This is a genomic window from Mesorhizobium sp. WSM4842 (assembly GCF_055901575.1).
This window is the reverse complement of sequence record NZ_CM148372.1, coordinates 5,082,896-5,106,410: the sequence shown is the minus strand read 5'-3', so window position 1 is coordinate 5,106,410 and position 23,515 is coordinate 5,082,896. Positions and strand designations below refer to the sequence as shown.

The window sequence follows — 23,515 nt, the reverse complement described above, 5'->3', positions numbered from 1 at the left end:
GCGGGGGGATTTCTCATGACTTTACCCTCCTGGCTCACCGTCACCCAAGGCACGGCACCCCTGCTGGTCTCGATCCCGCATACCGGCATCGATCTCGCCGGTCTTGAGGACCGGCTGGTGTCGCCCTGGCTCGGCCGCCGCGACGCCGACTGGTGGATCGACAAGCTCTATGACTTTGCCGAAGACCTCGGCGCGACGGTGGTGCATACGGCGATCTCGCGCACAGTCATCGACGTCAATCGTGACCCGTCCGGCGCCTCGCTCTATCCCGGCCAGGCGACGACCGGGCTCTGCCCGACCGAAACGTTCGATGGCGATCCGCTTTATCGCGCCGGAGAGGAGCCTGGACCGCCGGAGGTCGACGAGCGCCGCAAGAAATACTTTGTGCCTTACCATGCTGCCCTGCAGGCCGAGATCGACGGGCTACGCGCCCTGCATCAGAAGATCGTCGTCTATGACTGCCATTCGATCCGCTCGGTGCTGCCGCGGCTGTTCGAGGGCACGTTGCCGGTGTTCAATCTCGGCACCAATGACGGCAAGAGCGCCGATCCTGCCTTGCAGGCGATGGTCGACGAAATCCTCGCCGGAACCGGCGAGACATACGTGGTGAATGGCCGCTTCAAGGGCGGCTGGATTACGCGCAATTTCGGCCAGCCGCAAAACGGCGTCCATGCGCTGCAGATGGAACTCTCCAACCGCGGCTATATGCACGAGCCTGAGGGCAAAGGGACGCCCGACAATTGGCCGGTGCCTTACAACCCCGCATTCGCCGCGCCGATCCGCGCCACGCTGAAGCGGATCCTGGAAAGCGCGATTGCCTGGGCCGGGCGCTGACGCTCCGTCGCACAGCTCATTCGAAAGGGACAGTGACGCCATGACCGATCCTCGACATAACATCCGCGAAGTCCGCAGCCCGCGCGGCAGCGAGCTCAACGCCCGCACATGGCTGACGGAAGCGCCGTTGCGCATGCTGATGAACAATCTCGATCCCGACGTCGCCGAAAACCCCAACGAACTGGTTGTCTATGGCGGCATCGGCCGGGCGGCGCGCACCTGGAACGACTTTGATCGCATCGTCGCCTCTCTGAAGACGCTTAGAGATGACGAGACGCTTCTGGTGCAGTCCGGCAAGCCTGTCGGCGTGTTTCGGACTCACACCGATGCGCCGCGCGTGCTGATCGCCAATTCCAATCTCGTGCCGCACTGGGCGACATGGGAGAAGTTCAACGATCTCGATAAGAAGGGCCTGATGATGTACGGCCAGATGACGGCCGGCTCGTGGATATACATCGGCACGCAGGGCATCGTGCAGGGCACCTACGAGACCTTCGTCGAGGCCGGCCGCCAGCATTATGGCGGCAATCTCAGGGGCAAATGGATCCTGACCGGCGGCCTCGGCGGCATGGGCGGCGCACAGCCGCTGGCTGCGGTCATGGCCGGCGCCTGCTGCCTGGCAATCGAATGCGATCCCGACCGCATCGATTTCAGGCTGCGCACCCGATATGTCGACGAACGCGCCGACACGCTCGACGAGGCGCTGGAAAAGATCGAGCGCTGGACCAGGGCCGGCGAGGCGAAATCGGTCGGCCTGGTCGGCAACACCGCCGACATCGTGCCAGAACTGGTGCGGCGCGGCGTGCGCCCCGACTTGGTCACCGACCAGACGTCGGCGCATGATCCGCTCAACGGCTATCTGCCCAAGGGCTGGTCGCTCGCCGAGTGGCGCGAGAAGCGCACCAGCGACCCGAAGGCGGTCGAAAAGGCAGCGCGCGCGTCGATGCGCGAACATGTCGAGGCGATGGTGGCGTTCTGGAACGCCGGCGTGCCGACGCTCGACTACGGCAACAACATCCGTCAGGTGGCAAAGGAGGAAGGATTCGAGAACGCCTTTGCCTTCCCGGGTTTCGTGCCGGCCTACATCCGACCGCTGTTTTGCCGCGGCATCGGCCCGTTTCGCTGGGCAGCCCTCTCAGGCGATCCCGAGGACATCTACAAGACCGACGCCAAGGTCCGCGAATTGACGCCCGGCAACACCCACCTGCACAACTGGCTCGACATGGCGCGTGAGCGCATCGCGTTCCAGGGTCTGCCGGCGCGCATCTGCTGGGTCGGTCTCGGCGACCGCCACCGGCTCGGCCTCGCCTTCAACGAGATGGTGGCGAAGGGCGAGCTCAAGGCGCCGGTGGTCATCGGCCGCGATCATCTTGATTCCGGCTCGGTTGCCTCGCCGAACCGCGAGACCGAATCGATGAAGGACGGCTCCGACGCCGTGTCCGACTGGCCGTTGCTCAATGCGCTGCTCAACACCGCCTCCGGCGCAACCTGGGTATCGCTTCATCATGGCGGCGGCGTCGGCATGGGTTTTTCGCAGCATGCCGGCATGGTCATCGTCGCCGACGGCACACGCGAAGCGGCCAAACGCCTGGAGCGGGTGCTGTGGAACGACCCCGCAACCGGCGTCATGCGCCACGCCGATGCCGGCTATGACATCGCGATCGACTGCGCCAGGGAGCACCAACTCAACCTGCCCGGCATTCTCGGCTGAGCCGCGCCTTGCGCATTCTCCGGGCAGCCGAATACCGGTCTATGCCGTGGAAGAACGGCGGCGGGGTGACGACGGAAATCGCCGTCTCGCCCGCAGGTGCTGCGCTCGACGATTTCGACTGGCGCATCTCCATCGCTCGCGTTGAAAGCGGCGGGCCATTCTCCGGGTTTGCCGGAGTGGACCGAACCTTGGCCGTGCTGGAAGGCGAAGGGATCATCCTTGATATCGCCGGCCGCCCGGCGGCTACGGTGACCAAAGCTTCCGCCCCACTTTCCTTTCCGGCCGATGTGCCGACGCAAGCGGCGCTGATCGCCGGTCCGATCACCGATCTCAACGTCATGACGCGGCGCGGACGGATGACCCACGCAGTCGAGCGCGTGGTGATTTCGGCCCCGACAGATATCCAGTCGGTGGCCGACGCGACCCTCATCCTGTGTTTTGACGGCGAGATCACGGTGGCCGGCGCGACGCCTGTCCGCATCGGGCCGCGCGACACGCTGTTGCTCGGGCCGGACGCCCTAAAATGGCGCCTGGAGCCTGCCCGAACGGCGACGCTGTTCGTGATCAGGATCGAACGGGTTGCTGCAAACGATTAACGCCTGTTTCGAAACATGATCGCAACACCGGCGAAATATGCCGTAAGCTCAAGCCCACATCACGAAAAAGCCCGAATCCTTCCGTCGATCAAGTCCCGACGGCAGCGAGGGGATGATCGTCTGAAAGTTGTGGTGCGAAAACAAACTTTCGGCCCGTGTTTCGATGCAACCAATTGCATTTGAATCGGTTTTAGGGACATTGCCGTGGCGGTGACGCCGCTATGCGTCCCTCATACGGAATTTTCAATGAATATTCAGACGGCCCCCACCCAAATGGAAAAAACGAGCGCGGGCTTCCCGGCCATTACAGAAGAGCCGATACGCTCCAATTTCCTGCCGGAAGAGCGCCTGCGCACGTTGGGTGCAAGCCTCGCCAAGGGTGACGTCAAGGATCTGTTCGGCCTGGAGTCGTTCGATTTCCAGCCACGCGTCCGCGACAGCGCCAGCAAGATCCTCGAAGTCTATCGCTCGACCAATGCCGCGCAGGCGAGAGGCGAGACGATCACGCCGGCGGCGCAATGGCTGCTCGACAACAACTATCTGGTCGAAGAAACCATCTTCCAGGTCAAGCGCGACCTGCCGCGCCGTTTCTATCGGCAGTTACCGACCCTGAAACTGTCCGACGGCGCCAGCGTGCCGCGCGCGCTTGCGCTGGCCTGGACCTATGTCGCGCATTCGGACAGTTCCGTCTCAGCGACCATGTTCAAGGCGATCGTCGAAGGCTTTCAGTCCGTCGAGCCACTGAAGATCGGCGAACTCTGGGCGCTGCCATCGCTGCTGCGCTTCGTTCTGATCGAAAATCTTCGCCGGATCGCGGTCCGGGTCAGTCGTACCCGCCAGATGCGCCAGATTGCCAACGAGGTCGCTGACCGCGTGCTGGCGATCGACGACAGCGCCGACCGTCAGGCGATCCTGTCGAACTACGTCGCCCATGCACAGGACACCACCTTTGCCACCCAATTGCTCTACCGCCTGCGCGACGGGTCGCAAAATGCCGGCAGGGCGTTGGAATGGCTGGAGGGCGAGCTTGAAAAGTCCGGCTCCGATGCCGAGGAAATCATCATCAGCGAGCATCGCACGCTGTCCGGTGGCAATGTAACCACCGGTAACATCATCCGCGGCCTCAGGCTCATCAACGATATCGACTGGACGGTTTGGTTCGAAGGTGTCAGCCGCATCGACACCTTGCTGCGCGAGCGCACCGATTTCGCCGCGCTCGATTTCTTCTCGCGCGACCAGTACCGGACCGCGATCGAGGAAATGGCGCGCCGCTCCGATCGTTCCGAATTCCGCGTCGCTGAAAAGGCGATCGAACTCGCCGGCCATGCCGCTGTCGCCAATACCACCGGCACCGGTCCGACCGCTCTCTCCGACGTCGGGTTCTTTCTCGTCGGCCCGCGCCGCCTGGAACTGGAAAAAGCGATCGGCTATCGGCCGACCGTCAGCGTCACGATCAAACGGGCGTTCGGCAAGACCGGATGGCTGGGCATTGTCGTGCCGGTGTTCGCGCTGACGGTCCTGCTTCTGGTCCTCTCCGGCAACGCCCTTGCCAATCTCGGCCTGGCCATACCGTCGATCGTCTTGATGCTGGCGCTGTTTGCCGTGCCGGCCAGCGAAGGCGCGCTTGCCTTCTTCAACACCGTCGTATCGTTGTTCCTGAAGCCCACCCGCCTCGTCGGCTACGACTACAGACGCGGCATGCCGCCCGAGGCGCGCACGCTGGTGGTGGTGCCGTCGCTGATCGGCTCGCGCGACGACGTCGAGGAGAACATCCGCAACATCGAAGTGCATCACCTGGCCAACACCGCGGACGAAATCCATTTCGCTCTGCTTTCGGACTGGCCGGACAGCAAAACCGAAATCGATGCGGCGGATATTGAGATCCTCCAATATGCTCGCGACGAGATCGCACGGCTGAACGCCCGCTATCCCAGCGAAGGCGCGCCGCGTTTCTACGTCCTGCATCGCCGGCGGCTCTACAATGAATCCCAAGGCGCCTGGATGGGCTGGGAACGCAAGCGCGGCAAGTTGCACGAACTGAACCTTCTGCTGCGCGGTGACAGCGACACCACCTTCCTGCCGCTGGATCTACCGTTGCCTGAAAACGTCATCCATGTGATGACGCTGGACGCCGACACGCGCACCACCCGCGATGCCGTCGCCAGTTTGGTTGGCAAGCTTTGCCATCCGCTCAACCGCCCGCATTACGATGCGGCAAAGCGCGTTGTCACCGCCGGCTACACCATCCTGCAGCCGCGCATCACCGCCTCGCTGACCAGCGGCGACGACGCATCCTTCTTCCAGCGGGTCTTTTCCGCCAATCGCGGCCTCGATCCCTACGTATTTGCCGTCTCGGATATCTACCAGGACGTCTTCGGCGACGGCTCCTTCACCGGCAAGGGCCTCTATCACGTCGACGCCTTCGAAGCGGCGCTGAAGGGCCGCATCGAAGAAAACACCATCCTCAGCCACGATCTGCTCGAAGGCGCCTTGGCACGCGCGGCGCTGGTCACGGACGTCGAACTGGTCGAGGACTATCCGACCCGCTATTCGGTCGACGCGTCGCGCCACCATCGCTGGGCACGCGGCGACTGGCAGCTTCTGGGCTTCATTCTCGATCCACGCTCCGGCGTGCCGGCGCTGTCGCGCTGGAAGATGGTCGACAATCTGCGGCGCTCGCTGACGCCGATCTTCTGGGTGATGGCGGCGATCGCCGGCTGGACATTGCTGCCTTTCACGCAGGCCGCGCAATGGCAAGCGCTGTTGATCCTCACACTGTTCATGGCGCCGACATTCGACATCGTCCACGCCATCCTGCCGAAAAGCGGCGACCAGACGCCGCGCGGCCATTTCTCGGCGCTGGCGCGCGACGTTGTCTTCGGCACCGCCCTGGTAGCGCTGAAGATCGTGCTGATGGCGCATCTGGCCTGGATGATGGGCGATGCCATCATTCGCACGCTCTACCGTTTGTTCGTCAGTCGCCAGAACCTGCTCGAGTGGCGCACTGCCTCGCAGGCGCAGAAGAACGGCGACAACGATCTCGGCTCCTATTACGGCATAATGTATGGCGCAGTGATTGTCGGCGTCGTCGGCCTTGCCATCCCTGTTCTGGCCGATTCCACCGGAGCTTTCGTTGCCTTCTTCTTCGCGCTTTTCTGGATCGGTTCGCCGGCCTTCGCCTTCTGGATCAGCCGCTCAGCTGAAACCGAGGACCGATTGCGCATATCGGCGGCTGACATCCATGCGCTGCGCACGGTTGCGCGGCGCACATGGCATTATTTCGAGACCTTCGTGACGGCCGAGCATCACAATCTGCCGCCCGATAATTTCCAGGAAAGTCCGGCGCCTGTCGTGGCGCCCCGCACCTCGCCGACCAATATCGGCGTCTATCTCCTGTCGGTGATTTCGGCGCGCGACTTCGGCTGGATCAGCCTGTCCGACGCAACCACCCGCATTGACGCGACGATGTCGACCATCGAGAGCATGCCGCGTGAGCGCGGCCATCTCTTCAACTGGTATGACACGACGACGCTGAAACCGCTCTATCCGCTCTACATTTCCGCCGTCGATAGCGGCAATCTTGCCGGCCATCTGGTGGCGGTGGCGGCCGCCTGCGCCGAATGGGCGGAAGCGCCTGCAGTCCACCTTCAAGGCGATTTCGAGGGTATCCTCGATACGGTGACGATCGTCGACGAAAGCCTGGCGGAGTTGCCTGACGACCGTCGCCAGTTGCGACCGTTACGCCAGCGGCTCGCCGATCGCCTCGACGGCATGCGGCGGGCGGTCGAATCGATCAAGGCACAGCCCGAGATGGCATCGATCCGCACCATCAACCTGGCCGTTCTGGCCGGCGAGATTCGCAAGCTCGCCATCGCCATCCATACCGAGGCCGTATCGACACAGAGCGACACCATCGCCGACTGGGCGGCGAGACTGGAAGCCACCTGCGAAGCGCATGTCCATGACGCGCATAGCGACGACAATGCCGTCGAAGCCTTGCGGGCCAAGCTTCTTTCGTTGCGCGAGCGCACGCGTCGCTTCGCCTTCGAGATGGATTTCTCCTTCCTAATGCGGAAGGAACGCAAGCTTCTGTCGATCGGCTACCGGGTCGAGGAGCATCAGCTCGACGAAAGCTGCTACGACCTCCTGGCTTCCGAGGCGCGGCTGACCAGCCTGTTCGCCATCGCCAAGGGCGATCTGCCGACGGAGCACTGGTTCCACCTCGGCCGGCCGATCGTCGAGATCGGGTTCAAGGGCGCGCTGATGTCCTGGTCAGGCTCGATGTTCGAGTATCTGATGCCGCCGTTGGTGATGAAAGAAGCCCAAGGCAGTATCCTCAACCAGACCAGCAAGCTCATCATCAAACGTCAGATACAGTACGGCCGCTCGAAGAACGTGCCCTGGGGGATTTCGGAAGCGGCCTACAATGCCCGCGACCGCGAACTGACCTACCAGTACACCAATTTCGGCGTGCCCGGGCTGGGCCTGAAGCGAGGTCTTGGCCAGAACACGGTGATTGCGCCTTATGCGACCGTGCTGGCGGCGCAGTTCACCCCGCGTGAATCGGTGCAGAACCTGGCCAGACTGAGGCAACTCGGCGCCCTTGGCCGGCACGGCTTCTACGATGCGGTCGATTTCACGCCGCAGCGCGTGCCGGAGGGCACCGACCATGTCGTCGTGCTGAACTACATGGCCCACCATTCCGGCATGTCGATCGCCGCCGTTGCCGACGCCATCTTCGAAGGACGCCTGCGCGACCGCTTCCACAGCGATCCGGTGATCGAGTCGGCCGAGTTGCTGCTGCAGGAAAGGGCGCCGCGCGACATCCCGACCGCCACCGTCAGGACCGAAGCCGACGAACGGTCGAAGGACGAAACGGAAGTCGAGAGCCCCGACACGCGCATCGTGCTCAATCCGCTCAAGGCGCTGCGTTCGACCAGCGTCATGTCCAACGGCCGCTACTCGGTCATGGTCACCGCGACCGGCTCCGGCTATAGCCGCTGGGGCGAGCTTGCCGTCACGCGCTGGCAGCCGGATCCAACCGAGGATCGGCTTGGCTCCTATATCTTCCTGCGCGACGCCGGCACCGGCGACTGGTGGTCGGCCACCGCCGAGCCAAAGCGTGCCACCGACGAAGAAGTGCAGACGCTGTTCTCCGACGACAAGGCGAGTTTCATCAAATCGGTGGGATCATTGCGTTCGGAGGTCGAATGCATCGTCATCTCGGAAGGAAACGGCGAAGGCCGGCGGGTGACGCTCTACAATGACGGCCCCGTCGATCGGCATATCGAAGTGACCTCCTTTGCCGAACTGGTGCTGGGCTCCGACGCATCCGACAATGCGCATCCGGCCTTCTCGAAAATGTTCGTGGAAACCGAAATCGCTGCGAATAACGGGGCGATCTTCGCCACAAGACGCAAGCGGGAAACGGACGAGCCTGATGTCACCATGGTGCATTTCGTCACCGACCCGTCTGGGTCGACGCGCGACGCCGAAGCCGAGACCGACCGGCGCGCCTTCATCGGCCGCGGCCGCACAATTGTCGAGGCCGCCGCCTTCGATCCCGGCGCCAAGCTTGGCGGCCATTCCGGCTTCACACTGGATCCGGTCGCAGCACTTCGCCGACAGGTGCGCGTGCCGGCCAACAAGAAGATATCGCTGACCTTCTGGACTGCCGTCGGCGCCAACCGTGCCGAACTCGACGATGCCATTGCGCGGCTCGATCATCCGGAAGCCTTCGCCCGCCAGGCGATGCTCGCCTGGACCCGCTCACAGGTGCAGACCCGTCATCTCGGCCTCAGCCTTGCCGATGCCGCCAATGTGCAGAACCTGGCGCGCTATCTGATCTATCCTGATCCGTTCCTGCGCCTTCCGGCCGAATCGATCGCTTCCGGGCTCGGCAAGCAGTCGGGCCTGTGGCCGACCAGCATATCCGGCGACTTTCCGATTTTCTTGGTCAGGATCGGCGATGTCGCCGATCTCGAAATCGTTGCCCAGGCGCTCCGCTTCCAGGAATATATGCGCGCCCGCGGCATGATGATCGACTTTGTCGTCGTCAACGAGCAGGCTTCATCCTACGTGCAGGATCTGCAACGGGCAGTCGAGACGCTGTGCGAAAACAGCCGCCTGCGCGGCAAGGAACTCGGACCCCGCCAGCACATCTTCGCGGTGCGCCGCGATCTGATGGACGAGACGACCTACAAGACGCTGCTCGCCGTCGCCCGCGTCGCCCTGCACACGCGAAACGGCACCATCTTCGATCAGATCGAGCGCGCCGAGGCCGCTGCGCTGCAAGCGCGGGACGCTTTGCAGCCGGCAGGTGCAGCAGCGCTTCGTGAACCGTCTCCGCCGGCGCCACAGACATGGGCTGCCCAGGCCTCGGTCGAAGGCAGCGCCGACGGCAGCGGGCTCAACCAGTGGAACGGCTTTGGCGGCTTCGAGGGCGACGGACGCCACTATGTCGTGCGCCTTGCTGGCCGGCGCACGACGCCGCAGCCCTGGATCAACGTCGTCTCCAACGCCTCGTTCGGTTTCCATGTTTCGGCTGAAGGCGCCGCCTTCACCTGGAGCCGAAACAGCCGCGACTATCAACTGACGCCGTGGGCGAACGACCCGGTCACCAACCGGCCCGGCGAGGGCATCTATATCTACGATCATGCCAACGGCCGGGCGTTCGCGCCGCTGGCCGCAGTGGTGCGCGATCCCGCCATGACCTACGAAACATGGCACGGACAGGGTTTTTCGACCTTCCGTTCGATGCGCGGACCGCTGTCGATGGACCTGACCCATGTGGTGGATCCTGTCGATCCGGTGAAAATCTCCCGATTGCGCATCCAGAATTCGGGTTCGGTGCCGGCGCGCCTGCGCGTTTACGCCTACGCGGAATGGGTTCTTGGCAGCCATCGTTCGCGCACGGCGGCGACCATCGTTCCGTCCAGGGATGCTGCGACGGGCGCGTTGCTGGCGCAAAATCCCTACGGGCTCGACTTCAGCGAGCGGGTCGCCTTCCTGGCCACCGACAGCGCGGCACATTCGGTGACCGCCGACCGCGGCGAGTTCATCGGCCGAAACGGCACCAGCGAACTTCCGTATGCCGTGCTCAGCGGCGCCAGCCTGTCGGGCCGCGTCGAGGCGGGCGACGATCCTTGTGCTGCAATTGCACGCGACGTCGACATCCCTGCCGGCGGCGACGTGACGCTGCTCTGGCTGCTCGGCGATGCAGCCTCTGCCGAGGAAGCCAGCGCGCTGGTACAGCATCATTGCAGCAAGGATTTCGATCAGCGGCTGGCTGACAATGAACGCACCTGGCGAGGATTTCTCGACACCATCCAGGTCGAGACGCCGGACAAGGCGCTCAACGCCATGGTCAACCACTGGCTGCCCTATCAGAGCCTCGCCTGCCGCATCCGAGCCCGCTCCGCTTTTTACCAGGCGAGCGGCGCCTTCGGCTTCCGCGATCAGTTGCAGGACACGCTGGCCCTGCTTGCCCATGATCCGAAACTGGCGCGCGACCAGATCCTCAACGCGGCGCGGCGGCAATTCCCCGAAGGCGATGTGCAGCATTGGTGGCTGCCGCGCACCGAGGCAGGCGTCCGCACCATGATTTCCGACGACGTGGTCTGGCTCGCCCATGCCACGGCACACTACTTGCTAGTGACCGGCGACACCGCGATCCTCAGGGAACAACTGCCCTTCATCGACGGGCCGCCGCTGGAAGAAGGCGAGCACGACGCCTTCTTCACCCCGGAGATATCGAAGAAGACCGCTTCACTCTATGATCATTGCGCACGCGCCCTTGACCTTGCCATCAAGCGCAGCAGCCCCGCCGGATTGCCGCTGATCCTCGGCGGCGACTGGAACGACGGCATGAACCGTGTCGGCGAGCACGGCAAGGGCGAGAGCGTCTGGCTGGGCTGGTTCCTGCTGAAGACGCTGGGAGACTTTGCACCTGTCGCCAAGGCGGAAGGCGATACCAAGCGTGCGCAAGCCTGGACAAAACACGCCGACGTGCTGAAGCGGGCGTTGGAAAGCACCGCCTGGGATGGTGAATGGTATCGTCGCGGCAGTTTCGACGACGGCACGCCGCTGGGGTCGCGCGGTTCGCAGGAGTGCAAGATCGACTCGATTGCCCAGTCGTGGAGCGTGCTGTCGGGAGAGGGCGATCCGGCGCGGTCGACGACGGCGATGCAGCAGGCATTGAAAATGCTCGTCGACGACGAGCTCAAGATCGTCAAGCTTTTCACCCCGCCCTTCTCCAGGACGGAACAGAACCCAGGCTACATCAAGAGCTACCCGCCGGGTGTCCGTGAAAACGGCGGCCAGTACACCCACGCGGCGACATGGTTCGTCATTGCGCTCGCCGAAATGGGGCGCACCGACGACGCCTACCGCTGTCTCTCGATGCTCAACCCGGTCAACCACGCGCTCGACGAAGCCGCTGCCGAGCACTACCGCGTTGAGCCTTATGTCGTCGCGGCCGACGTCTACGCCGGGCAAGGCAAGGGCGGCCGCGGCGGCTGGACCTGGTATACCGGCTCGGCCGGCTGGCTTTACCGCGCGGCGGTCGAGGGCATCCTCGGCATTGAGCGCAGGGGCGAGCGCATCCAGTTCAGGCCGAAACTCCCCAGCCATTGGGATGGTTATACAGCAACGCTCAAGGTGCTGGGGGCCGAACTCAGGGTTCGCGTTGTCCGCGACGCCAAGGTCAAAGCCATCTCGCTTGAGGTAGATGGTAAAAAGACGAAGGCTTCGTCTTTCGAACCGAAAGCCGGCGACAATGCTGAGGTGGTCGTCAGGATACCGGCGTAGTTTCAAGGATTTGGAGCGTCTTTGCACGTCTTGGGGGCGCGCGTTGTTTAAGCGTGCTCTAGAAATTCTATTGCGCATGAGCTCTCCAAAAAGCCGATGCAGGCTTTTGTGATCCGTACATAACCAGTTGCTGATTAAAATTGCGGCAGTGCTTGCAGCCTGCCACGATTCTGCCGCAAGGCTGACATTTTACCTTTTTTCTCAAACCGTTAGGTGATCACGACAGATTTCGCAGCGTCGCCATCTTTTGTTCGCGAATTGGGAACTGAAGGGGTACACGAGCATTGTTTCGCGACACGTCAACAGGTACGAGTCAGAAAATGATGCAGTGCACAATAACAATTTGCCGGAGTAGCTGAAGTGTCCCTTCTGCAGATCTACTGGAGAGCGCTTGGTTATCTCGCCGCCGACAGGAAACGCGTAGCGTTTATCTGCGGAGCGAATGTCGCGCTTGCCATTATCGCCATCCTTGAGCCGATCATGTTCGGACGGGTGATCGATGCTATTTCGGACGGCGGCTCGGTCTTTTCGACGCTCGCCGTATGGGCCGGTATCGGCGTCTTCAACGTTGTCGCCTTCGTTCTGGTGGCGCGCGGCGCTGATCGCTTTGCCCATGCACGGCGCAGCGAGGTTCTTTGCCAGTCATTCGAGCGCGTGATCACCATGCCGCTTGCTTGGCATCATCAGCGCGGCACCTCCAATTCCCTGCATACGCTTCTGCGCGCGGTCGAGACCTTGTTCAGTCTCTGGCTCGAGTTCATGAGGCAGCATTTGTCCACCGTTGTCGCACTGGTTCTGCTGGTGCCGACGGCGCTCAGCATGGATATTCGCATGTCGATGGTCCTGCTGGCGCTGGGCGCGCTGTACGTCGGGATCGGGCGGCTGGTGATGCGTCGTACCAGGGAAGGCCAGGCGTCCGTGGAACGGCACTTTCACCAAGTGTTCGCACATGTGAGCGACTCGGTCAGCAATGTCGCCGTGCTGCAGAGCTACAATCGCATCGGCCACGAGACCGACGCCTTGAAGCGTTATGTCAAGAACCTGCTTGATGCCCAGTATCCGGTGCTCGACTGGTGGGCACTGGCCAACGCTCTGCACCGCCTGTCGTCGACCATTTCGATGATGGTCGTGCTGTTGATCGGCTCCTATCTGGTCATGCATGGCCAATTGCGTATCGGTGACGTCATCGCCTTTACCGGCTTTGCGACGCTGCTGATTGCCCGGCTCGACCAGATGTCGGCCTTCGCCAATCAGATTTCGGAAGCCAGGGCCAAGCTCGAGGAATTTTATCGCCTTGAGGACTCCGCGGCCGACGCCGCCGAGCCGGACGGGTTGCGTGACCTGGTCAACGTCACTGGTCATGTGCGTTTTGAAAACGTCAACTTCGAATTCGCCAATTCGGGGCAGGGCGTGAACGACGTGTCATTCGAGGTCCATGCCGGCCAGACCGTGGCCATCGTCGGTCCGACCGGCGCAGGCAAGACCACGCTCATCAATCTTTTGCAGCGCGTCTTTGCGCCGTCGAGCGGCCGTATCCTGATCGATGGCATCGATACCCGCACGGTGACCCGCAAGTCGCTGCGCCACTCGATCGCCACCGTTTTCCAGGATGCGGGCCTGCTCAACCGCTCGATCGAGGACAATATCCGGGTCGGGCGCGCCGAGGCGACCTATGATGAGGTCCACGCCGCCGCCAACGCCGCTGCCGCGCAGGATTTCATCCTGTCGAAGAGCAACGGCTACGATACGGTCGTCGGCGAACGCGGCGGACAGCTTTCTGGCGGCGAGCGCCAGCGTATCGCGATCGCGCGCGCCGTTCTGAAGGATTCGCCCATCCTGGTGCTCGATGAAGCGACCAGCGCGCTTGACGTCGAGACGGAAGACCGCGTCAAGGAAGCGATCGACGAATTGCGTCGCGGCCGCACAACCTTCATCATCGCCCACCGCCTGACCACCGTTCGCGATGCCGATCTGGTCGTGTTCATGGACAAGGGCAAGGTGGTCGAAATGGGTGGGTTCGCCGAATTGTCGATGCGCAATGGCCGCTTCGCCAGCCTGCTGCGCGCCGGCGGCCTGCTCAACGACGAGGAAGTCCGCCGCCTCAGCCGCACCATCACCGACGAGGCCGCCTGAGCGGCCAGGCTCGCCCTTCTCCCCTTGTGGGAGAAGGTGGCCGCGAAGCGGCCGGATGATGGGTGCTCCAGCTTGGCACGGACGGCGCTCCGTCCAGCACCCCTCAACCGTCTTGGCGCTGCGCGCCAATCCACCTTCTCCCACAAGGGGAGAAGGAAAGGCTTGGTGCGACACCGCCACTCGATTGCCCCAAACCCATCGCCGGTTTATGTAAAGCCGCATGAGTGACCTGACTTCACGCCTCAGCGGCTGGATGGATTTCGCCAACCCGACGCGGTTTGTCGGTTTGGCCGACAAGGTGGTGCCGTGGCTTGCGACCATCGCCACACTCATCCTGGCCGCCGGGCTCTATATGAGCTTCACTGCGCCGGAGGATTTCCAGCAAGGCATCACCGTGCGCATCATGTATATCCATGTGCCCTTCGCCTGGCTGGCCATGATGTGTTTCACGCTGATGGCGGTTTTCGCGTTGGGCACGCTGGTATGGCGCCATCCGCTGGCCGACGTCGCGCTGAAATCGGCGGCACCCATCGGCGCCGTCTTTACAGCGCTCGCGCTGATCACCGGTTCGATCTGGGGCAAGCCGATGTGGGGCACCTGGTGGGTGTGGGACGCGCGGCTGACGTCGGTGTTCGTGCTGTTTCTGATGTATCTCGGCATCATCGCGCTGACGCGGGCACTCGACGATGCGGCGCGCGCCGCCTGGGCCGCCGCAATCATCACCTTGGTCGGCTTCATCAACATCCCGATCATCAAATTCTCGGTCGACTGGTGGAACACGCTGCATCAGCCGGCTTCGGTGTTCCGGCTCGGCGGGCCGACCATCGATCCCAGCTTGTTGCGGCCGTTGCTGGTAATGGCTCTGGGCTTTACCTTGCTATTTTTCGCGCTGCATCTGATGGCGATGCGCACGGAAATCCGACGTCGCCGGGTCATTTCCATGCGCCGTGTTGCGGCGAGGCAGGCAGAACGGCAATCAGCCTGACTAATTTCAGATTTGCCCGGCCCTTCGCAGGCTCAGGGGGTTCGAAGCTCGAAAAGCCAAGCAATTGGCTTTCCGGCCGCTCCGCAGACCGCTTCTCACCCCATGCGGCCGCGCGCCGCCACCGGCAGCGTCTCCAGCACCCGTTCTGCAGCGATCAGATGCACCTCGTCGAACAGATTGGTGACGACGCAGCAATGGTCGGGCACGACGCGCACGCGCTCGCCGATACGCAGCCGGGCGTCGCCGGAAAGCGTGACGTTGCCGTGTTCCTCGCTGAGGCCGGTGACGGTGGCGCCCGGAACGCCCAGCAATTCGCCGAAATCGGGCAGCCCCAGCGTGTCGCTGGACAAGGCCTTGCTGCCGGCATCGAGGATGGCCCGTGTCGGCGTCGGATGGCTGACCACCGTCGACAGCACCGTCAGCGCGCAATCGTCGAGGCTTCCGACGCCCTTGGCGACCTGGTAGCGGTCGAGATAGATATAGGTGCCGGGGCGGTACTCGGTGATAACGGAAGCCTCGCTCGAGCGCCACATATCCGGCGTGCCGCCGCTGGAGATGCGTTGGCAGGCGAGGCCGGACGCGGCGAGCGCGTTGCGCGCATCGGCGAGCCACGCCTCGGCCTCGGCAGCGCGGCCTGCTGCCGGATAGGTCATCAGCCCGCCGAAGGCGAGTCCCTTGGCCTTGTCGATCTCTCTGGCCAATGCGACCGCCTCGCTGGCCGACTGGACGCCGCAGCGGCCCTTGCCGGTGTCGCATTCCACCAGTACCTGTAGCGGCTGGCCTCGATCGGTGAAGGTGGCGTCGAGCCCGTTAAGCGTTTCCATGCTGTCTGATGTAACCGACAGCGTCACACGGCCGTGCAGCGCCTTGAGGCGCCCCAGCTTGGCCCTGCCCAGAATGTTGTAAGGCAGAAAAATGTCGGTGAGCCCGGCATCGGCCATCACCTCGGCTTCACCGATCTTCTGGCAGGTGATGCCGACCGCACCCGCGGCGATCTGCTTCTTTGCCCAGTAAGGCAGTTTATGGGTCTTGATGTGCGGCCTGAGCTTCAGCCCTTGGCGGTCGGCGTGGGCCTGCGCCCGCGCGATGTTGGCTTCGGCGCGGTCGACATCGATCAGGATCGCCGGCGTATCGAGATCGCCTATGCTCAGCATGGAATGCCACCATCAGGAAACTGGTTGCCGTTATGACCTTGATCGAACCGGATGTCATGAGGCCAGCTCATGCAGTTTACGTCGACACCGCACCGGCGTTCGGCTATTCGGTTTGGAGATCGCCTAGGCCGACTGGAAGGAACCACGACCATGAAACGCTCCGCAATCAACGACATCATCCGCGACGCCGATGCCTTCATCCGTTCGTTCGGCTACATCATGCCGCCCTTCGCCTATTGGACCCCGGAACAGATGAAGGCGCGTCGGCAGGATTCGTCGGCCATCTTCTCCTCCCGGCTCGGCTGGGACATCACCGACTATGGCCAGGGCAAGTTCAACGAGCTCGGCCTCTTCCTGTTCACCGTTCGCAACGGTCGCTTCGAGGACATGAAGAAGGGCATGGGCATGCTCTATGCCGAAAAGATCATGATCTCGCGCAAGGATCAGCTGTCGCCAATGCATCGCCACAACATCAAGGCCGAGGACATCATCAACCGTGGTGGCGGCAAGCTGGTGCTGGAACTGTTCATGCACGATCGCGATGGCGGCATCGATCCGAAGGCCGAGGTATCGGTGCCTGTCGACGGCACCATTCACAGGCTGCCGGCGGGCGGGCTGCTGAAGCTCGACCCAGGCGAGAGCGTCACATTGCTGCCGGGCGTCTGGCATGCTTTCTGGGCCGAAGGCAAGGATGTGCTGATCGGCGAGGTTTCGACGGTCAATGACGATCTCACCGACAATGTCTTCCGCGAGCCGATCGGCCGCTTCGCGGACATCGACGAGGACGTCGCGCCGCTGCACCTGCTCGTGTCGGACTACGAGAAGTGGGTGGGTTAGGAGGCAGCCTTGCTGCCTTCTAATTTGCTCGATTGAGGAGCGCGCGGAGTCTGCGCATTTCGGCGATCAGGCGAGGAACATCCTGACGCGCGGCGGCCATGAAATCCTGGTCCGCGAGCATCGCGCCGGTCATTTCGATGTCCTCGCCGCGGTCCGCCCCTTGGCCGGTCTGGATGAAACTTGAGCCGCCAAGAAAGTCCCGGCCCTCGACCCATGATTTCCACGGGCCAGGTTGGGCCGCGGCAGCTCGGGTTTCCATCTCTTGAAGTTCAAGCTCGGATAGAGATGTGTTCATGGCAGCCTCGTTGGTCCAGCGTTGCTACCGCGCGCGTGCTTGTCGGCCTTGCGGGTGCCGAGAAGAAGCTTGCGTTCGAGATGCGCCCTGAGATCCCCGTAATACGCCGTCAGGAACGGGCGGGCGTCATGCGCCTGCGGCGTTGAACCGATCTTGCGTCCGATCGTTTCAGCCACCGCCCGCAGCGCGAAGTAGTCGTCGCGGCGCAGCACTTCCTCCAGCTTGTGCAGTTCGGCGATGCCATAGGCATCGAGCTGCGCGTGGCTGAACTGAAAAGTCTTGGCGACCGGATCCTGCCTTGCCGACAGATCTTCCATCAGCGTGCGCTTCGGCGCCTCGACGACCCAGGTTCCCGCCAGGAGGTCGCCAATCCGCAACCGGTCGCCATTGAAAAGCGGGAACAAAGCGAACAGCAGCGTCCACACCAGTCCGAAGACCGTCGTCAGCGTATCGGCGATGCCCATCCCGCCCCGTCCGGCAATAATCGACAGCGGCAGAAAGACTTCAATCTCGCGCATCAGATTGCGGGCGATGACCTGATCGACCGATAGGCCGGCTCCGTTGCGTGACGCGACCCTGATGCCGACGATCCGCTTGCCGGGCGTCGACGCGCGCCGGCCCGCCTCGAAGGCGATGAAATAGACGTTGCGCAGAAAAAAGATCGCGATGATCCAGACGATGAAAAGCGGCTGCATTTCATCGGTGCCAAGGCCTCTCACCCCGAACAGCGCGCCAATCGTGACCGCGACTGCGGCCGTGGCGATAAACACGACATCGAGCAGGAAAGCGGCAGCCCGTGTGCCGGCATCGGCCAGCTTTACCTGGAGATCGACACCTTCAGGCGTGATCAGCGAGCGTATTGTCGCCAGCGCGGAGTGTCTAACGGTCGCCATTCCGCACCACCTGGAACAGGTAGAAATAGCCGATCCACAGTGCGAGCATGCCGCCGCCGATGGCATAGCGCGTGACATCGCTGGTGATCGTCTGCCTGCCGATGCCCTCGAGCAGTCCGGCAAACAGCAGCATGACCGAAACGCCGACCATCGCGGTCGCCGCGACGCGTCCGGCATGGGCGGCTGCCGTCATACGGGTCAATTCGCCGGGAAAGGCGATGCGCGTGCCGATACGCATGCCGGCAGCGCCGGCCAGCGCGATGGCGAACAATTCGGTGGTGCCGTGAATGGCCAGCCAGCCGCCAAGTTCCATGCCAAGCCCCTTTGCCCAATAGACTTGGAACAGCGCACCCAGCATGCAGCCGTTGAACAGCATCAGCAGCACCGTCGGCGCGGCGAAGGCAAATCCAAGGGCGAAGGCCAGGATTGCAACCTGGACGTTGTGGGTGAAAAGATAAGCGGCAAAGCCTGAGAGAAAGCCGTTGTCGCCATCATAAAGCATCCTGCGCAGCAGCTCGGCCGAAGCGTCGGGGCCACGGCCGGCCGCCAGGCCCGACGGGATGATCGCGTCGAACCAGCCTTTGTCGGACGCTACCAGCCAGGCGCCGACGCCGATGCCGACAAACATCAGCGCCACCGACACCAGCGTCTCGCGCCACAAGTCGCGGATGGCGCCGGGCCAGTCGCGCAGGAAGAAATCGCCAACACGCTGCCGTAGTCCGCGACGTGCCCCGTAGAGATAGAAGTAACCTCGCAACGACAGGGATTCGAGATAAGCGATCAGCGCGCTGTCGAGGGATGTCGCTCTCGCCACCGAAAGGGAAGACAATGCCGAACGGTAGAGCAGCGGCAGCGACAGCAGTTCTTCTTCCGACAGCGCCCGCGGCGCGCGTTTCTCGACGCGGGCGAGAAGCCCCTCGAACGCCTTCCAGTCGGCCTCGCGCTCCCGACGGAAGCTGGCCAGCGACTGGCGTACGGCATCGCCGCGTCCAGCATCGCCGGATACTAGCGCGCTCACAACAGATCCTCCCGCTTGAACTGCAGGTAGCGCTCGACCAACGCCGGCCCCAGCCTTTGATGATCGGCTTCGATCACATGCGCACCAAGCAGCCGCAACCTGCCGATAACGACCTGCCTTTCGCGCAAAAGCCCGCCGGCGACGACGGCGCGGGCCACATCCTCGCCGGACAAAGGCGGCATATCGGTCAAGCTCTCCAGCTCGACATCCCTCATCATCATGAACAGCACCAGATGCCGCTCGGTGAGCCGGCCGACGGTGCGCAGCATCAATTCCGCGCTGATCGGATCGACGAAGTCGGTGAAGACGATCACCAGCGAGCGCCGGTCGAGCCGCGCCGCAAGCGTGGTCAGCGCCAGGGTGAAATTGGTCTCCTCGTTGGAATAGTCGATCTCCGCAGCCCGCTTCTGGATCATCGCGAAGCTGGCCGAGCCGCGCACCGCGCCGCTCGTGACGCGCGGCCGCGCATCGAAGCCGAACAGGCTGACCATGTCGCCGCCCTTGAGCGCAACGAATGCCGACAGCAAGGCGGCCGCCACCGCCCGGTCCACCTTCGGCACACCGTCGACCGGCTCGCACATCAGGCGTCCGCTGTCGATCGCCAGCACGATATTGTTGTTCTCCTCGATTCGGAATTCGCGCGCCAGCAGCCTGCCGTGGCGGGCGCTGCGCTTCCAGTCGATCATCCGCCGGCCCATGCCGGGCTGATAATCCTTGAGCGCCTCGAACTCCCGGCCCTGGCCGGCCCGGCGCTGGGCGTGCCCGTCGGGCAGGGCGTCACGCTGCAGCAGCGTGATCGCCTGGTCGCGGGCGCTGCGGACGTCGGGCAACACTGCCACCTTGCTTTCCATCGGCAGGACGACTTGGTTCCAGACCAGTCCGAACGGCCCGCGCCAGCGCACCCACAGACGATCGAAGCTGGCGATGCCGCGCCGCAGCGCCTGGAACCGCAGGTCGAGCGATCCGCCGTCGCTGGTGGGGGCCAGGGCTCCGCCGGTTCCGCCCATCGGCGCCAGGCGGACATCATGGCCGACGCGCGCCTCCAGGCTCCGCGTCCGGCCTGAAAAACGGGCCGCGACGTGGACGGTGAACTGCCCGCCGACGCCGACCTGCGGCGGCGCGTGGACGCTGGCGGCCAGCGATGTCCGCCCGCGCCCCGCCGCGGCGTCTACCGCCAGGAAGGCGAGCAGCAGGCAGATCCACAGCAATCCGAGATACCAGAGCGACGGCAGCGCCAGCGCGACCAGGAACGCCGGCACCGCGCCGGCTGCAGCCGTCCAAACCGCTCGGCCGCTCGGATAGATCAACGCGGCGCTTCCGTCTCATCGACCAGGTCGGAGACGATCTGCTCGACCAGCCGACCATCGATCTGCGCGGCCGGGGACAGGATGACGCGATGGCGCAGCGCCGGCACCGCCAGCGCCTTGACGTCGTCGGGGATCACATAGGCGCGCCCGTCCAGCGCCGCCCGCGCCCGTGCCGCCCTGGCCAGCATGGCGCCCGCGCGTGGACTGGCACCGACCTCCAAATCGGCGGTGTCGCGTGTGGCGCGCACCAGCGCCGCGATGTAGCCGACGACGTCGTCGACAAGGGTGACGGAGCCGACGGTTTCGAGCGCCTTCTCCAGTGTCTTGCGGTCCGCCTGGGCCTTGATGCCGTATTGCGCGATGTCGTGCGAGGCGGCGCCGCCGCCATGGTGGATGATGATGGCCCGTTCCTCCTCGGGGCCGGGATAGCTGACCCGGTGTTTGAACAGGAAGCGGTCGAGCTGTGCCTCGGGCAGGGGATAGACGCCCTGGTGCTCGATCGGGTTCTGGGTCGCGACCACCATGAAGTTGCGGCCCAGCGAATGCGTGGTGCCGTCGAAGGTGACCGCATGCTCCTGCATAGCCTCCAGGAGCGCTGCCTGCGTCTTGGGCGGCGTGCGGTTGATCTCGTCGGCAAGCAGAAGATCGCAGAAGATCGGACCGCGCGTCAGCGTGAACTGTCCGGTCTGGAAATTATAGATGTTCGATCCGACGATATCGCCAGGCATCAGGTCCGGCGTGAACTGGATGCGCCCGTAGGCGACACCCAGAGCCTGGGCGAAGCAGCGCGCGGTCATTGTCTTGGCCGTGCCCGGAGGGCCTTCCAGCAGGATATGCCCGCCGGCGAACAAGGCGATCAGCATCAGGTCGACAGTGTCGTGCTGCCCGGTGATCGCCTTGGCCACTTCTTCCCTGATCCGTGTCGCCAGGGCCTTCACGTCATCGACGTTCACCGAGCCTCCTTGCCGTCCAATCGTGCAGCTGTTCCGCTGCCTCGTGCATTTGCGTCAGATTTTTCGCCTCGCCGGCGGCTTGAGCACGCGCGGTGAATCCGTCGACCTCGTCCTTATCGCGAGAATCGAGCCAGTGGTCGAGCGCTTTGCCTTGCAGCCCCTGCGGCGCTCCCAGCAGTGCGCCGGCGCGCACCCGCATCAAGGCCGCATAGCGGCCTCCCAGTTCCTCGAGCCGCCCGGCGCGCCGCAGCAGCATCGCCGTCGTATCCACCAGCGCGCGCTTGCCAAAGGCAATGGCGCGCAATTCGGCGCGCGGTGGGCCGAAACGGCCGAGGCCGTGCAGGAAAGCCAGCGCCGCCGCAGCCAGGATCGTCAGTGTCAGCGCCAGAAACGGCGGTTCGACCAACAGCTTGGCAAGATCATATTTTCGCCCCGCGCCATGCAGCGTGAGATCGAACATGACCGGCTGTGCGCGGCCTCTCTTATCTGGATTTTCGGATGCGGCGTCGCCGAGTTGGTCAGGGTCGGGCAGTTTGAAATTGGACCGGGACGGACTGATTCCGGATTGAAGCCGGCTGATCAGAGCGAGCGCGGCTGCCGCTTTGTTGGAGTCCCCAAGCGCGGCGTTGTTGATCAGGTCGGGGTCGGTCAGGATGTAAAAAGGCTTGTCGTCCACTTCGGTGAGCACAGCCTTGTCGTTGCCGGCTGCTATGATTGGATGCTCGTCCGCCACCCACTGGAATTCATCGGGGGCGGCAACAAGCCGGCCCTCGATGTCGAGTTGCTGCACCGTACTTTGGCCGACGCCGATCTTTGCGTTGGCGATCCGGCCGAGCCATTGGTTCACCACCGCATCGGGCAATCGCCCGAATTTCATCTTCCATCCTTCGTGCTCCTCCAGCGGCAATGTCTGCCATTTGGGCAGCACGAAAAGGGTATCCAGGTCCTGCCGAAGTTCGAGGATGTGGTCGAGCGCCGCGGGATCGCTCTCGGGCGAAATGGTGACGATCAGCAACATGTCGGTGCCGAGATCATCCTCGGTCCGCGCCATGGAAGACGGGTTGCCGGTCAGCCGCATCCATTCCGCCAGGCCGGCATAGCCGACACCGCTTTTCGACAGCGGCGTGGCGCCGCCATTGCCGGGTTGCCGGAAGTCGGGAGCATAGGTGGACAGCAGCAAGAAGCCCGCTGCCGCAAGCAGGCTGGCGAAAATGCCCCAGAATAGCGTTCTTCGATTGAACGGTTCCTGTGCCGCTGGTTCGACCGTCGTCGCGCTCATGTCCAGGCATCCCGGAAGACGAAACGCTCATAGGCGCCGCGTGCTTGCCGCCAGCCTTCGGCGCCGACGGGCCGGCGTGCGAACAATGCGGCTTCGACGATGCGTGCGATCTCGGTAAACGCCGCGCGGGCCTTGGCGGGAACCGAAGCAGCAGCGGCGATGTCGCGCGCCGTGAGCGATGGGCGCAGGAAGTCCGGCAGCCGACCGGCAATATCGGCGACGCTGCGGCGAAGCAGGAGATGGACAGCTTCGTCGTAGTCGCCTCGCGCGGCAAGCGCGTCGGCTTCCGACAGCAGGATCTGCGCGGCGCCGGCGTCGGGACGCCATGCTTCCTCCGCCTCGGTTTCGCGCCGCGCGCGCTGCCACGGCAGGCGCCAGGCGATATCTTTCATCTCGAGAAAGACCAGGAGCAGGATGATCGCGGCACCTGATATCACCGCCCCCCAGAACAGATAGATCATGTAGGGGCCGAGCGACGACAACAGGTCCAGCAGCGGCTTCAGCCAGTCGGGTGGCTGCGGCGGCACATAAGCCGGCAGGTCGAACTGGATCGACTTATCCGAGATCAGCTGCTCATGCGCTTTTGCCAGCCATTCGGCTTCCGCTGTGCCTGGCTGTGCCACTGCCAACCGCTCCCCTGCAACCTGTGGTTCCCCAGCCGACACTGACAATGCACAACGGCAATTGCAAGTGGACTAGACGCCGACCTCCA

At 63.7% G+C, this 23,515-nt stretch carries 14 protein-coding genes; 7 read left to right on the top strand and 7 right to left on the bottom strand.

The annotated features are described in order from the left end of the window. Positions 1-15: 15 nt before the first annotated feature. From hutG to AC0NIE_RS24810, 6 genes are all read left to right on the top strand, one after another. Entirely contained in the window at positions 16-834 is an 819-nt protein-coding gene (gene hutG / locus AC0NIE_RS24835) for an N-formylglutamate deformylase (RefSeq protein ID WP_473487766.1), read from the top strand. Positions 835-874: 40 nt separating this feature from the next. Next, complete coding sequence (gene hutU / locus AC0NIE_RS24830; protein WP_473487765.1) at positions 875-2,545, top strand: urocanate hydratase; 1,671 nt, start codon at positions 875-877, stop codon at positions 2,543-2,545. A gap of 8 nt (positions 2,546-2,553) precedes the next feature. After that, complete coding sequence (locus AC0NIE_RS24825) at positions 2,554-3,141, top strand: HutD/Ves family protein (RefSeq protein ID WP_473487764.1); 588 nt, start codon at positions 2,554-2,556, stop codon at positions 3,139-3,141. Between the two features lie 246 nt (positions 3,142-3,387). After that, on the top strand, positions 3,388-11,949 hold the full coding sequence (locus AC0NIE_RS24820; protein WP_473487763.1) for a glycoside hydrolase family 94 protein: 8,562 nt from the start codon (positions 3,388-3,390) through the stop codon (positions 11,947-11,949). Between the two features lie 360 nt (positions 11,950-12,309). Further along, positions 12,310-14,082, top strand: coding sequence for a glucan ABC transporter ATP-binding protein/ permease (locus AC0NIE_RS24815; RefSeq protein WP_123147604.1), 1,773 nt, complete (start codon positions 12,310-12,312; stop codon positions 14,080-14,082). 220 nt (positions 14,083-14,302) lie between these two features. Beyond that, positions 14,303-15,067, top strand: coding sequence for a heme ABC transporter permease (locus AC0NIE_RS24810; RefSeq protein ID WP_258117917.1), 765 nt, complete (start codon positions 14,303-14,305; stop codon positions 15,065-15,067). 95 nt (positions 15,068-15,162) lie between these two features. On the opposite strand, the gene AC0NIE_RS24805 is transcribed toward AC0NIE_RS24810, so the two are convergent. Continuing rightward, the gene (locus AC0NIE_RS24805; protein ID WP_473487762.1) at positions 15,163-16,221 is read right to left on the bottom strand and encodes a D-TA family PLP-dependent enzyme; all 1,059 of its coding nucleotides are present in this window, start codon (positions 16,219-16,221) and stop codon (positions 15,163-15,165) included. Between the two features lie 150 nt (positions 16,222-16,371). Between AC0NIE_RS24805 and AC0NIE_RS24800 the strand changes: the two genes are divergently transcribed. After that, the gene (locus AC0NIE_RS24800; protein ID WP_473487761.1) at positions 16,372-17,058 is read left to right on the top strand and encodes a D-lyxose/D-mannose family sugar isomerase; all 687 of its coding nucleotides are present in this window, start codon (positions 16,372-16,374) and stop codon (positions 17,056-17,058) included. 291 nt (positions 17,059-17,349) lie between these two features. Here AC0NIE_RS24800 and AC0NIE_RS24795 read toward each other — a convergent pair whose 3' ends face one another. From AC0NIE_RS24795 to AC0NIE_RS24770, 6 genes are read right to left on the bottom strand one after another with little or no spacing between them, the layout of a single operon-like run. After that, positions 17,350-18,246: an RDD family protein gene (locus tag AC0NIE_RS24795; protein WP_473487760.1), complete on the bottom strand. Its 897-nt coding sequence runs from the start codon at positions 18,244-18,246 to the stop codon at positions 17,350-17,352. Next, positions 18,233-19,264 (bottom strand): stage II sporulation protein M, encoded by a 1,032-nt coding sequence (locus AC0NIE_RS24790; RefSeq protein ID WP_473487759.1) that lies wholly within the window; start codon positions 19,262-19,264, stop codon positions 18,233-18,235. The genes AC0NIE_RS24795 and AC0NIE_RS24790 overlap by 14 nt, the downstream gene beginning before the upstream one ends. Continuing rightward, positions 19,261-20,571 carry a DUF58 domain-containing protein gene (locus AC0NIE_RS24785; RefSeq protein WP_473487758.1) on the bottom strand — a complete coding sequence of 437 codons (1,311 nt, stop codon included), beginning with the start codon at positions 20,569-20,571 and terminating at the stop codon, positions 19,261-19,263. The genes AC0NIE_RS24790 and AC0NIE_RS24785 overlap by 4 nt, the downstream gene beginning before the upstream one ends. Further along, the gene (locus AC0NIE_RS24780; RefSeq protein ID WP_473487757.1) at positions 20,568-21,524 is read right to left on the bottom strand and encodes an AAA family ATPase; all 957 of its coding nucleotides are present in this window, start codon (positions 21,522-21,524) and stop codon (positions 20,568-20,570) included. The genes AC0NIE_RS24785 and AC0NIE_RS24780 overlap by 4 nt, the downstream gene beginning before the upstream one ends. Next, positions 21,511-22,803, bottom strand: a complete 1,293-nt coding sequence (locus AC0NIE_RS24775) for a DUF4350 domain-containing protein (RefSeq protein WP_473487756.1) — start codon at positions 22,801-22,803, stop codon at positions 21,511-21,513. Before AC0NIE_RS24775 ends, AC0NIE_RS24780 begins: the two co-directional genes overlap by 14 nt. Next, a complete protein-coding gene (locus AC0NIE_RS24770; RefSeq protein ID WP_473487755.1) occupies positions 22,800-23,426 on the bottom strand; it encodes a DUF4129 domain-containing protein in 627 nt (208 codons plus the stop codon). Before AC0NIE_RS24770 ends, AC0NIE_RS24775 begins: the two co-directional genes overlap by 4 nt. Between the last annotated feature and the right edge of the window lie 89 nt (positions 23,427-23,515).

Coding starts and splice junctions, on each gene's coding strand:
- hutG (WP_473487766.1), top strand. CDS start 16: ATGACTTTACCCTCCTGGCTCACCGTCACCCAAGGCACGGCACCCCTG.
- hutU (WP_473487765.1), top strand. CDS start 875: ATGACCGATCCTCGACATAACATCCGCGAAGTCCGCAGCCCGCGCGGC.
- AC0NIE_RS24820 (WP_473487763.1), top strand. CDS start 3,388: ATGAATATTCAGACGGCCCCCACCCAAATGGAAAAAACGAGCGCGGGC.
- AC0NIE_RS24810 (WP_258117917.1), top strand. CDS start 14,303: ATGAGTGACCTGACTTCACGCCTCAGCGGCTGGATGGATTTCGCCAAC.
- AC0NIE_RS24805 (WP_473487762.1), bottom strand. CDS start 16,221: ATGCTGAGCATAGGCGATCTCGATACGCCGGCGATCCTGATCGATGTC.
- AC0NIE_RS24800 (WP_473487761.1), top strand. CDS start 16,372: ATGAAACGCTCCGCAATCAACGACATCATCCGCGACGCCGATGCCTTC.
- AC0NIE_RS24795 (WP_473487760.1), bottom strand. CDS start 18,246: ATGGCGACCGTTAGACACTCCGCGCTGGCGACAATACGCTCGCTGATC.
- AC0NIE_RS24775 (WP_473487756.1), bottom strand. CDS start 22,803: ATGAGCGCGACGACGGTCGAACCAGCGGCACAGGAACCGTTCAATCGA.